This is a genomic window from Acinetobacter soli, from assembly GCF_018139125.1.
GTDB lineage: Bacteria > Pseudomonadota > Gammaproteobacteria > Pseudomonadales > Moraxellaceae > Acinetobacter > Acinetobacter soli.
Genome location: NZ_CP073241.1, coordinates 2,529,075 through 2,542,003, shown reverse-complemented (window position 1 = coordinate 2,542,003; position 12,929 = coordinate 2,529,075). Strand labels below are relative to the sequence as shown.

Genomic DNA, 12,929 nt, shown 5'->3' with positions numbered 1-12,929 from the left:
TGACTCTCCTTTGAGCGATTATTTTACTTCGAGAAGCTCAACATCAAAAATCAGGGTGCTGTTGGCCGGAATCATGCCTGAAACACCTTGTTCGCCATAACCGAGTTTTGCCGGAATATAAAAAGTCGCTTTGCCGCCTTCTTTGAGCAGTTGCAAGCCCTCAGTCCAGCCCGGAATCACTTTATTGAGCGGGAATTCAACCGGCTCGCCGCGATCATACGAGCTATCGAAGACCTTACCATCGGTCAACTGACCTTTGTAGTGAACTTTGACCACAGACGTGGCAGTTGGGCGTTTACCTGTACCCTCGGTAATAATTTTGTATTGCAAGCCTGATGCTGTGGTTTTAACGCCTTCTTTTTTGGCATTTTCGGCTAAGAAGTCATTGCTACTCGATTCAGACTTTTTGGCATGCTCAAGCTCTTTTTGCTGCGCTTCTTGCTGATAAGCAGTATAGGCGGCTTGAAGCTGCTCTTGTGTGTAGGCTGCAGGTGTATGAGCATGACCATCACGAATACCTTGTACAAATGCATTAACATCAAGCTCTGCAGGTGTTTGGTTGGCAACTTCATAACCGAGCGCATAGCTGATTTTTTGCACCGGAGACGCATTTTGGTCAGCCTTGCTGCCTACATTTGTTGCAGGATGCTGAGTCGCGTAATAAACAGGAATAAGTGCAGCACCGCCTAAAATGATAGCGACAGCAACGGGTAAGGCTTTACTCATACAATGTTCCAAAAAAGATGTTTATTTGATCATGTTAAAAATACATGTGATCTTAGCATGCATCTGTTTAGCATATAATGTTTGTAAAAAAAAACGAGTGGATTTTTATACTGTTTGCGTTGTTTAAACGAAAAAGCCGAATCATGTGATTCGGCTTTTTTAAGTTTAGATTAGATGATCAATCATCTTTTGCCGCGGTATAGCTATAGGCGTAGTTGTATCCATAGCCGCCACTCGACTTCTCGATATCATTTAAAATAAAGCCATTCACTTTCACGCCTGCCTGTTCGAAGCGACTTACGGTTAATTCAAGCTCTTTCATTTGCGTCTTATTATGACGCGCAATGATCAGGTTTACGCCTGCATATTGTGAAATGATAATACCATCGGTTACAGCAAGTACTGGCGGCGTATCAATCAAGATATGATCATAAAGCGGCATGATTTCATCAAGAAAGGTTTTAAATTTAGCAGAGCCGAGCATTTCAGACGGATTCGCAGGGCTTTTACCTCGCGTAATCATGTCTAAGCCAGCCACTTCAGAATGATGAATGATCGACTCAAAGCTGGCCTGATCACTTAAATATTCCGATAAGCCGGGTTTAATCTCGACATTAAAGTATTTATTTAGGTATCCACGGCGTAAATCGGCATCAATCAATAGCACTCGTTTATTACTCTGTGCCAAAATCGTGGCCAAGTTTACCGAAATAAATGACTTACCGACTGCAGGTGCAGGGCCTGCAATCATAATCAGATTGTTTTTTGCATTTGCCAAAGCAAAGTGAATGGCAGTACGCATACTACGCAAACTTTCAATTGCAATATCGTCGCTGTTTTTGATCGACAAAATTGGAATAGTCTTTTTCTTTTTAAGTAATTTGATTCGACTTTCCTGAATAGGCGAGCGTGGTACCGTTGCATATACAGGTAAGTCGAGTTCATTTTCAATTTGTGCAGAGTCTTTAATACCTGTACGAAGCATTTTGCGAGTTAAAGCAATAAGAACGCCAATAAAACCACCAACTATCATGGATAGAAGTAATGTAATAAGCTTTCTTGGTTTAATTGGTTTCACAGGTTCGATTGCAGTATCGACAATACGTACATTACCAATTTCGCCTGCATTTGCAACTTTAAGTTGCTGATAGTTATTAAGTAGATTGGTATAGAGTTCAGTATTAACTTTTACATCACGATAAAGTTGCAAATACAAGCGTTGAAGCTCTGGAAGCTTCTTCAACGTTGCGTTTAACTCTTCAGTTTTTCTATTGACAGCATCAAGCTGAGCATTGATTTCGGCCATGAGTGGATGGTCGTTAGTATATTTGGCAGCGAGTTCAGCTTGTTTCTGTTTTAACTCAATTTTAGTCGTGTCAAGAGCTACATTTTGTTTGAGTAAAAGCTCAGACTCTTGCGTAACATCGACTGTATTGTATTGTTCACGGAATTTATTGAACTTACGTTCTGATTCTTCAAGCTGCTTTTTGAGCTCTGGTAACTGTTTGTCTAAGAAACTTAATGTTTGCTGCGCCTCTAGCGACTTACGTTCAATATTTTGGGCATGATAAACGGTTAAAATATTATTTAAAACTTGTGTAATGTGTTCTGGATCTTCTCCCTGATATGTCAAGCCAATTACACCGGTTAGTTTACCTTTTTCAGCAACGCTCAAATTCTGTGTAATAAATTTAACAGCAGTAGGTAAAGCAAGGCGATTAACGACAAACTCTTGCTCGAAAGGTGCGCTGCTATTAATTTGTACTTTCCAAGTGCCTTTTGCACTATTTAAAATATTTTCTTTATTTAGTAATCCTTCAAATACAACTTTGTCTTTGTAGCTCAAAGTATATTTCGCAGAATTTGATATAAATTTTAAGGTTAATCCCTTATCTAGATAGTTAGGGGGAACATCTAAAGTTTGAATAAAAAAAGAATGATTTTTATCTTTATATTCTAGTCCTTTATGTGAATATTCTAAAATAGGTTTATTCATTGAGAATAAACGATTAATCACAGTATCCTCAGTATCTTTAACCAAAATATTGAGATTTAGATTTTGAATGACGTTTCCAAGCACCAAACGTGATTTTAAAATTTCAATTTCAGCATCAGCTGGTGATTGCTGCCCACCTGCTGCGATATCACCGAGTTCACCCAATAGCGCTTTAGATGCTGCACTTTTACTATCTTCAACTTGGATCAGTGCATCGGTTGCATAAATACTTGAAGTCACGCGTAAATAAATAATTGCAACTATTAGGCTCAATAAGACACAAACCGCAATTAATTTCCATTGCGCAAGTAGCGAAAAAAACAGCTCTTTTAAGTCGATCGTGTCGTCATGGGTTTTAGAATTTTGGCTCATAATGTTTTTTGGTTACTTCAAAATTTAAATATGTGATGCCCAGTCAGCAACATACGACTGAATGTTGATACAAGTTTGGTCAAAAAAGGCCTGATCATGTTGGTAAGGGTCTGGCACATTTTGTCCCTGCCAATGACCCAATCGAAAGGTTTTACCTTTGGCAAATGGCCATGTAGTTTCAATATGCTTTTGCTGATTTGAGCTCATCACTAAAACAAGATCTGCTTTTTTTAACATATCAGCGTTTAATTTACGTGCAATGTGGCAACGCATATCAATATTTAGAGCATCCATACATTGAATAGCTTTATCATCTGCCGCGTGACCAGTCAAACCAGAAATACCAGCAGATTCAATATTAAGTTCTGGATATTTCTGTTTTAATAAATACTCTGCCATTGGGCTTCGACAAATATTTCCAACGCAAATAACCAAGATGTTTTTAATTTGCATAAATTATTTACCCAACTGATCGAAGGTATACAGTGTACTTGAGAACGGAATAATTTGGTTCATTACACGCTGCCAGCGAGTCAGGCCAGTGGCATCGATATAGACAATGTCATTTTTTTGCATCTCGAATTGATTAGCCAATGCTAGATTTCCTAGGCTGGATAAATCAAGATGATAAATCGTAGAGGTTCTATCTTGTAAATTGGTTCTCATAACGTAAATTCGAGCGGCACTTGCCGAATAAGGATTAATCCCTTCACTCTCACCCAAAACGTCACTTAAAGTCATACCTTGATCACGTAACGCAATCGCTTGGCTTTTGTTGGATTCACCCATGACATAAAGTTTCTGATTTTGTTTGGTATTTACAAAAATGGTATCGTTAGGCTGTATGAGTAGGTTGTGTAACGAATATCCCTGTTTTTCTAAGCTTATAATGTTTAAATCAAAAGTTTTACCATTTCGAATGAGCTGTACAGAGGTATTATCACCAGTTTCAGTGTTTACGCCTCCTGCCATACTCAATGCGGTGTATACACTGATTGGTTGATCATTCAACGTATATTGCCCGCTTCTAAGGACCTGACCATTTACAAAGTATCGATTGCCTTCGTATGACAATACCCGAACTACGACATCGGGTGCTTTCAAATACTGGGCGAAGCGAGACCTTAATGTTTGAGTAAGTTCAGATACAGTTTTTCCTTGTGCTTGTACTTTACCAACAAGGGGTAAATAAATATTTCCATTACTATCGATAGGATAGCCAATACCCTTTGTATTGTTACCATCTTGAAGTGGCGGTGTAATTTCAGGATATGCCCAAAGCTGAATGGATAACACATCACCAGAGTTCAGCCTATACATTTTATGGGTTTTATTGAATAAGGCTGCTATTTCACGACTATTGCGTGTATCAATAGCGGGTGTAAGGCCGGGTAAGTTTTGCTGATTGAGTTGAACAACAGAAACTTGAGCACCTTGATCAGTTGTATAGCTCCCTTGTTCAGGCATATCAAAAGTTTGTAATCCAGAGGTTATTGCACAACCTGTTAAATTTAATACTAAAATAGATGAAACCACGAACGAGGCACTTTTCAAGTTCACCGCAAAACCCTTTGTTTGTAATTCGTTTATAAATGTGAAACTACTTTGTCGGGATTGTAGACTATTCTCAAAATAAGAGGTAGGTTTTTACGATGAAAATTGTATAATTGAGGCGGCAAAAAAGTGAATAGTTGTATCTCTTTTATATTTGATAAAAAAGAATTTTTTTTATCAAAGTTTAAAATTATCAAAGACTTGTTTTTGCCTATATCGCTTTCTTGATTAAATTATCAGCTTAAAATGGTTTTTTTAATGTTAAGTCTAGGTAAAGTTAAGCTGGATTCAATGAACTGAACTCGTCTAGAATAGGCCGCTACGCGTACTGTTCATTACAATACCAAATCGTTGGCAACTTATAGTTTACCTTTCTTTTTTAAGATATCTGCAAAATGAATTTAATATCCAAATTTAAAAATAAAATTTTCTTAAATTCAATCTGGATAATCCTAGAAAAATTAATAGCTTTATTTGGTCTGATCTTTGTTACATCATTTGTCGCCAAATATATTGGTCCTGAAAGTTTTGGGAAGTTAAGTTTTGCTACAACAATATTTGCAGTTGTTCAGACATTGGCCATTTGGGGTACAGATGTAATTTGTTCCAAACGAATTGCACAAAATCATGACTCTGGATTAAGACTATTAAAATCAATCTCCTTATTAAGAGCAATTGTTTTTTTTGTTACATCTATTCCACTATTAATATATATGTGGATTGAGACAGATTACTTAAGTTTTATTTTTGCTCTTGCCGTAGGCGTGTCTGCTTATATTTCAGTACAAGATATTTATATTTTATATAATGATGTCACCTTAAAAGCAATATATAATGTTTTTGCAAATATAATTGGACTTATAGTTAGTTTAATATTGAGATTTATAATTGCATATTTTGAATTAGATGTTATCTATCTTGTATTCCCAATTATATTGATTGCCTTAATTCCATTTTTTATTCGTAGGTATATCTTTAATAAAAATAATAAAAATATTTTGAGTTTTAATAAAATTAAAAGCCGAATAAAATATTCTAAATATGTCTTGAGAAGTGGTTCGAGCTTGGTGCTATCAGCTCTAGCTATAACAGTATATGTAAATGTGTCTCAATTTTTATTGGGTGTTATGATCTCAAAGAAAAGTTTGGGGATTTTTACTGTCGGTGTGACTTTAGGGAGTGCATGGAGTTTTGTAAATAATGCTTTTTTAACATCCTTTACGCCAAAGTTGTATCAGTCTAAAAATAATGTAGAGGCATCATTGGTTGCGGCGAATATCTCAAGAATTATGACAATATTTTTTATTATTTATTTAGTAGCTTTTTACTTTATAGGTGAGTATTTAATTCAGAAGCTCTATGGGAATGAATATATTGAAGCATTTAATATTGCTCTTATTTTAGTTGTGAGTACATTTCTGTCAAATTTAGGCCAAGTTTATGCAAGATACATGTTTTTATACAATGGTTTTAATTATTTGATGTATAAGACATTTATACTCGTTGTGTTTGGTGTGTTTATTGCCTACGTGTTGATCGATAGATATCAAATGTATGGTGCTGCAATAGCTGTTTTGATTGTTGAGCTATTTTCTTTGACTTTATTCAACTATTTATTTAAAAAGTTTGAAATATTAAAAGCTCAATTGGTAGTTTTTGGTTTGAAAAGGAAGTTAGGAAATGAATAAAAAAATTAAAAATTTTTTAAAGATTTTAAGGTTTTTTATTCTGTATCGAACCAGAGATATACCTGAGTACATTAGTAGTGAGGATTACATTAATCTTGAAAAAAAAATAGTAAAGAATAAATTTGTACCAAAAAAAATCTGGATGTATTGGGATTCACTTGATATACCTTTGTATATTCAAAAAATAATTCAGAAAACTAAGTTAATGAATCCTGATTATGAATTGATTTTACTCAATAAATTAACAGTTTCTGAATATTTAAAAGATTTAGATTTTTATGACAATATTTCATTAGCTCATAAGGCAGATATCATTAGACTAAAACTTCTTTATGATTATGGTGGTATCTGGATAGATACAAGTACAATTTTTTATAAAGATTTATCATGGCTAAATGAGTTGCTAGACAATCATAATAATACAAATTATGATTGTATTGGTTACTTTAGGGACGTTTCGACAGTTGATAGAAATTTTCCAATTATTGAAAATTGGTTTTTATGTGCACCAGTGAAGAATGAATTTATAAAAAAATGGTTGGAAGCCTTATTACCATTGAAAGATTTAGGTCCTGATAAATATTTCCAAGAAATTTCAAAGAGAAGTGATTATGATATTTTAAAGCAGAAAATAACAACACCTTCTTATCTGTTAGCCTATTTAGCACAGCAAATTGTATTAAGACAGACAGATCAAAAATATAGTTTTTATCTGAAAAAATGTGAAAATGATGCTTTTTACTATCAAGAGCGATTTAACTGGTCGACAGATAAAATAACTAATTTATTAACCCAAGTAAAAAAGCCAAAGATTTTACCTCCAGTAATAAAACTAACAAATTATGATCGGTCATATTTGAACTTTATAATTAAATATAAGTTATATACTAAGCATAGTATTATAGGTGAGTTGCTGGAGAAAAATAATGCATAAAATTTTATCACTTATTATTCCTGTTTATGGAGTTGAAAAATATATTCAGGAATTTGTGTCTAGCTTAATTGATCAAGTTAATCAAGAAGTTGAGCTAATTGTTGTGGATGATGGATGCCTTGATAGTTCTATTGAAATTATGAAAAACGTAATTTCAAAGTATCCACAAAATATTCAAGATTGCTTTATATTTTTAAAGCAAGAAAATCAAGGACAGAGTGCTGCTCGAAATTATGGTTTAACTCAGGCAAAAGGTGATTTTGTTGGATTTCTAGACCCAGATGATATCGTTTATCCCTCATACATCGATACGTTGACTAAACAAATGAAACTACATCCAGATGTTGATGTTTTTCATATAAATGCCCTTGAAATTGATGAAAAATCCATTAAACAGAGAGAGCTCGTTTTAGTTGATACTGAAGGTTTGATCGAAAATGACACTTTTTATATATTTGAGCTTATTAAACAAGATTTATGGCAACCTTGGTTTAGATTTTTCAGTAAGAAGCATATAATCAACTTAAATTTTAGAAGTGGTATCTTACTTGAAGATAAGTATTTGTTTTCAGAATTATATAATAATAAAATAGCTACTATTATGAATGTCAATAAATACTTAATAGGTTATCGTGTACATTCTAAAAGTTCATTAAATAATGAAAAGAACCTAGATAAACTAATCCTAAGTGCCAAAGAAGGTGTATTAAAGTATGGGGAATATAATGATAAAAATATGTCATATGTTTTTTTAAGTTATCTTAATCTTTATATTGGATTGGTATCTAAGATAAATATTGATCAAATAAGAAATAAAATTTTAGAACTTAATTCTTATTATAAAAAAGCAAAAAAAATTAATAAAATAAAACTTAGTGAAAAAATTAAATTTAATTTTCCTGTAATGTATGCAAAAATTAGGCACATTGTTAGAATTATTTTAAAGGTATAGAAATGATATTATCATTAATTATCCCAATCTATAATGTTGAGAAATACATTATAGATTGTCTGAATGTTTTGGTTAATCAAGTAGCTGATTGTGATATAGAGATAATTTTGATCGATGATGGAACACCTGATAATTCAATATTTCTAATTGAAGAGTTTTTGAAGGACAAACCTATCAGAGTAAAAAATAAGTTTATTATACATAATCAAAGAAACCAAGGTCTAAGTGCAGCTAGAAATTCTGGTATAGAACTGGCTAGAGGAGAATACATCGCATTTTTAGATTCTGATGATATTGTTTCTGAAAACTATTTTAAAATATTACTTGAAAAAATTAATCTACACCATCCTGATATTATAGAGTTTAATGCTAATAGGTTTGATGATTCTGGAAGATTTTATGAAATATGGAATTCAGTAATATCCTCTGGATTTTATCAAATGAATGAAAATATACTAAACAAAGTTGCAACTCAATCTGCTTGGTATGCGTGGAAAAGAATTTATAAAAAAGAACTTTTTAAAGAAATTAAGTTTCCAGTTGGAAAAAATTTTGAAGATGCATATACAATTCCATATATTTATTTGAAAAGTAAGAATATTTACTTCATAGATGAAATATTACTTCACTATAGGTTTAACCCCAATAGTATAACGAGTAGTATTACCGATAAAAATTTATCAGATTTTAAAGATGCTATTTTGAAGCTTTCTCATTATATAGAAAGATATCCATTTTTAATAAATTCTTTACTATCGTTATCAAGAATGTATATTCAAATGTACATGCAAAGTAAAGGGTTTTACAATTCTTTTTTAGAGTGGAGAAAATTAAAAAATCAAATAGCACTTCAAAAACGCAAAGATATTATAACAGTCTATGTTAAAGATACTAAGCATTTAGCTTTTTATTATTTAGGTACAATTCTTGCTCTTATTGTGATACTAAAGAATAAATTCATATAGTATAATATCACAATTCATGTGCATCGACTGATAGAGTTTTGGATGAAAAGATATAATCTACTAAATTTTTCGTTAGCAATGATTAATCCAGTTTTAGGTTTTTTTTCGGCTTTACTTAGTTTACTTAAGGGTCGAGATGCTTCTGTTTTTTTTGCTTTTTCAGTCGCATTAATATGTATATACTTTCCCATAATGTATGATACTTCATCAAATTTTTATTTATCTTATAATGCTGCTCAATATACAGGTGGTTTTCATGATTGGTCTAGACCATATGTAGCATTGCCAGCCTTTTTGATGAACAAATTTCATATAGATTATTATTACTTTATTTTTTTTAATATATTTTTTGTACTTTATACTTGGGCTAAAATTGTTCATAATTCTTTTATAGAAAATCCTAGAAATTTATCAAATATTTTAATAATTTTAATAGTATTATTGTTCACATTTAATTATAGAGATTTGATGGATATTAATAGAAATATCTTTGCCTATAGTTTTATTTTTTATTATTTTTTTCTTATTGAGAAAAAATCCACACTAAAATTTTTATTTTTTTCACTTTTAGCTGTTTGGATACACAATTCATCTTTAATTATTATTTTAGTATATTTACTATCATTCAAAACAATTGGTTTTAGGTTTAATTATATTTTAATTATTTTTTCGTTAATGGCTGGTCTGCTGCTACCAAGTTTTATTAATAAGTTTCAGCAGGTTTTAAATAGCATTCCTGTTTTTGGTACGGCAATTAACTATTATATTTATGGTGATGATTTTGGTGTTCAGGAGTTCAATACTGGTACTTTATTGAAAAAAATATTAAATTGTTTTTTTGTTTTTGTTGTTTCTTTTTTTGCTATAAATTTAATTAAGAAAAATCCAAATGATAGGATGTTGCAATTCTTAATTCTACTAGGTTGTATTGAATTGTTTTTCTTGAGCTTTGTAACTTTTTTTGAAAGAATTAATTTAGCTTTTAATTTTTTATATATTTATCTTTTAAAATATTGTTTTAATTTTAAAGTAAAAGCAATTATAACTTTTTTAATTTTTATTAGATCTTGTGCTGTCTATTTTTTAATTTATTTTCCTATTTTCTTTGGTAATTATAACGATGTAATGATAGATACATATCAAAAAAATAGCATGTTAGTTAAACCTTTTTTCTATTTTTCACCATGGTTAATTGACATTCATAATAATGGCTATTCTGATGATTTTGTTCATAAAAATTCGATTTGGGGTAAATAGTATGATTGGAGTTGTTTTATGAAAGTATGCTTTTTAATTTTAGCTCATAAAAATATTGATCATTTGATTGCTTATGCTAGACAGCATTTGGAATACAATTTTTATGTACATTTTGATAAAAAGACAAAAATTTATAATAAACTTCCGTTACCTAACAATTTTCATATTCTTGAAAATCGCGTTGATGTTAACTGGGGAGGGTTTAGCATGGTTCAAGCTACATTAAATCTAATAGAATTTTCACTTCAACACGATCCTAATAATGAGTTTTTTCATTTAATAAGTGGTGAAGACTTTATATTTGATACTAATTTACAATGGTTCAATTCTTCAATTTTTATTGAAATGAAACCTACTATACAACTAAGATATCGAAATAGATTATCAGCTATACATGCGGATAAAAAATACCAAAGAAATTTAATTGGTAAGTTTTTAACTATTTTTAATAGAGTTATTGATAAAATTATTTTTACTAATAAAACTTATTATTTTGGCAGTCAATGGTTTTCCATTAGAAAGTCAGAGCTAACTTGTTTAATGAATAATATTTCAAATGAATTTTTAAGTAATTTTAGGAATAAGTTATGTCCTGATGAATTTTTTTTTCAAACTCTCATTTTGAAATCTGATTTGTTCGACTCTGTAACAAATGATAATAAGAGATTTATTGTTTTTGACAAGAAGCATCAAAGAGGTAATAGTCCAATATTTTTAAATCAAGATCAAATATTATCAGTAAAATCGGAAGGGTATTGGTTTGCTAGAAAAGTAGATTCCAAAACATTTACTACACTTAATGGTTAGGTTTTATTTAAAATGAATATATCAGTTATTATTCCTGTATATAATGGTGAAAATTATTATAAAAATTTTCTAAATAATTTGGAGAGTTTTTTAGAGAATTATGGTAAGGATTCTGAAATCATTCTTGTAAATGATGGTTCAACTGATTCAACACATGAGCTGTTTAGTAGTATTTTGAATATTAGTTATTTAAAAAAAAATAATGGTGGTGTCTCTTCAAGTCGAAATTATGGTTTAAAATATTCAAAAAATGATTTTGTGGTTTTTTTAGATATTGATGATATTATAGATTTTTGTATTTTGAAGAAAAATTTAAAAAATTGTGAAATTCAGTTTTCTAATTATAAAATAGATGGTTTGGTTAATGAAAAATATAGAGATGTAGAATCTATGAAGTCTGCTATTTTTTTAGAACAGTTTTTAAAGCGGAAAATAAAATTTCATCTAGGCTCTTTTATCTTTAAAAGAAGTTTCTTAATTGAAAACTCAATTTACTTTGATGATCAATCTACTTATGGTGAGGATTTAAAATTTATATTTCAATGCTTATTGAGTTCAAATAATATCTCACTTAATTCAGAACCTTATTTTAACTATATTCTTGCTAGTAATTCCAACTCAAGCGCGATGAACTCCCCTGTAGGATTAAAAAAATTAAAATTTATAGATGATTTAGATCAATTCGTGTTAAAGAATAAAAAATTCAATTTTTTTAAATTTTGTGTATGTTTGTCTTTGATTAAATATTCATTAAAATATGGTTATACTGATAGATTTGTTAAAAATGAGCTATACAATAAAACATGCTCTAGTTTTTTTAAGTTTGTAAAAAGTGAGATATTATTATGAAATTTTCTTTATTACTATCTCTATATTACAAAGAATCAAGTCAAAATCTTGATTCATGTTTTCAAAGTATATGGACTCAGCAAACTATAAAACCCAATGAAATTATTTTAGTTGTTGATGGGCAAGTCGGTTCTGATTTGACCAAAATTATTAATGATTGGCAATACAAACTTGGTGAAGTTCTCAAGATTATTCAATTAGAGACAAATGTTGGCTTAGGGCGTGCCTTAAACGAAGGGCTCAAGTATTGTACTAATGATTGGGTTTTTAGAATGGATACTGACGATATTGCTTTGCCAGCTAGGTTTGAAAAACAAATTGACTTCATCATCAAAAATCCATCTGTAGTACTATTAGGAGGTCAAATTATTGAATTTGAATTTTCAGTTGATAAACCTTCTTCAAATAGATTGGTGCCTGTTGGTCATCATGAAATTGTAAAATTTTCAAGATTTCGCTGTCCTTTCAATCATATGACTGTAGCATTTAGAAAGGAGATTGTTGTAAAAGAAGGCGCCTATCAACACCATTTATTTATGGAAGACTATAATTTATGGTTAAGATTGATAGCCGCTGGTCACAGTGTTGCTAATTTAAATGATGTTTTAGTTTTTGCTCGTGTGGGAAATGGTATGCATGCTCGTCGAAAAGGTCTTGAGTATATCAAAAGTGAAAAGCAATTATTGGATCTAAAAAAGCAATTAAAAATTCAAAACTCTCTCATGGCAAACTTGTTGTTTCTTTTTAGAGCCTCACTCCGTTTACTACCTACTTCATTACTGAAAGGTTTCTATAATCAGTTTTTGAGAAAAAAAGTTTAACTTTTTTG

The 12,929-nt window shown here is 30.8% G+C and carries 12 protein-coding genes; 8 read left to right on the top strand and 4 right to left on the bottom strand.

What is annotated here, in order from left to right; translation table 11 throughout:
- Positions 1–18: 18 nt before the first annotated feature.
- The 4 genes from KCV09_RS11685 to KCV09_RS11670 all read right to left on the bottom strand — a co-directional run bounded on the left by KCV09_RS11685 (position 19) and on the right by KCV09_RS11670 (position 4,654).
- Entirely contained in the window at positions 19–726 is a 708-nt protein-coding gene (locus tag KCV09_RS11685) for an FKBP-type peptidyl-prolyl cis-trans isomerase (protein WP_151815297.1), read from the bottom strand.
- 178 nt (positions 727–904) lie between these two features.
- On the bottom strand, positions 905–3,094 hold the full coding sequence (locus tag KCV09_RS11680; protein ID WP_151747090.1) for a polysaccharide biosynthesis tyrosine autokinase: 2,190 nt from the start codon (positions 3,092–3,094) through the stop codon (positions 905–907).
- Between the two features lie 24 nt (positions 3,095–3,118).
- Positions 3,119–3,547 (bottom strand): low molecular weight protein-tyrosine-phosphatase, encoded by a 429-nt coding sequence (locus tag KCV09_RS11675; protein WP_111812270.1) that lies wholly within the window; start codon positions 3,545–3,547, stop codon positions 3,119–3,121.
- A gap of 3 nt (positions 3,548–3,550) precedes the next feature.
- A complete protein-coding gene (locus KCV09_RS11670) occupies positions 3,551–4,654 on the bottom strand; it encodes a polysaccharide biosynthesis/export family protein (protein ID WP_149931116.1) in 1,104 nt (367 codons plus the stop codon).
- Between the two features lie 389 nt (positions 4,655–5,043).
- Here KCV09_RS11670 and KCV09_RS11665 point away from each other — a divergent pair, with 389 nt between their 5' ends.
- Genes KCV09_RS11665 through KCV09_RS11630 form a run of 8 tightly spaced genes read left to right on the top strand, consistent with a single transcriptional unit; the run spans position 5,044 to position 12,921 of the window.
- Positions 5,044–6,336 (top strand): oligosaccharide flippase family protein, encoded by a 1,293-nt coding sequence (locus KCV09_RS11665; RefSeq protein WP_111812272.1) that lies wholly within the window; start codon positions 5,044–5,046, stop codon positions 6,334–6,336.
- Positions 6,329–7,270 carry a glycosyltransferase family 32 protein gene (locus KCV09_RS11660; protein WP_212515195.1) on the top strand — a complete coding sequence of 314 codons (942 nt, stop codon included), beginning with the start codon at positions 6,329–6,331 and terminating at the stop codon, positions 7,268–7,270. The genes KCV09_RS11665 and KCV09_RS11660 overlap by 8 nt, the downstream gene beginning before the upstream one ends.
- Positions 7,263–8,222, top strand: coding sequence for a glycosyltransferase family 2 protein (locus tag KCV09_RS11655; RefSeq protein ID WP_212515194.1), 960 nt, complete (start codon positions 7,263–7,265; stop codon positions 8,220–8,222). The genes KCV09_RS11660 and KCV09_RS11655 overlap by 8 nt, the downstream gene beginning before the upstream one ends.
- 2 nt (positions 8,223–8,224) lie before the next feature.
- Positions 8,225–9,187, top strand: a complete 963-nt coding sequence (locus KCV09_RS11650; RefSeq protein ID WP_212515193.1) for a glycosyltransferase family 2 protein — start codon at positions 8,225–8,227, stop codon at positions 9,185–9,187.
- A 42-nt stretch (positions 9,188–9,229) separates the two neighbouring features.
- Positions 9,230–10,444, top strand: coding sequence for an EpsG family protein (locus tag KCV09_RS11645; RefSeq protein ID WP_151978166.1), 1,215 nt, complete (start codon positions 9,230–9,232; stop codon positions 10,442–10,444).
- An 18-nt stretch (positions 10,445–10,462) separates the two neighbouring features.
- The gene (locus KCV09_RS11640) at positions 10,463–11,251 is read left to right on the top strand and encodes a beta-1,6-N-acetylglucosaminyltransferase (RefSeq protein WP_212515192.1); all 789 of its coding nucleotides are present in this window, start codon (positions 10,463–10,465) and stop codon (positions 11,249–11,251) included.
- Positions 11,252–11,263: 12 nt separating this feature from the next.
- Entirely contained in the window at positions 11,264–12,100 is an 837-nt protein-coding gene (locus tag KCV09_RS11635) for a glycosyltransferase family 2 protein (protein WP_212515191.1), read from the top strand.
- Positions 12,097–12,921: a glycosyltransferase gene (locus KCV09_RS11630; RefSeq protein ID WP_212515190.1), complete on the top strand. Its 825-nt coding sequence runs from the start codon at positions 12,097–12,099 to the stop codon at positions 12,919–12,921. The genes KCV09_RS11635 and KCV09_RS11630 overlap by 4 nt, the downstream gene beginning before the upstream one ends.
- The last annotated feature ends 8 nt before the right edge of the window (positions 12,922–12,929 follow it).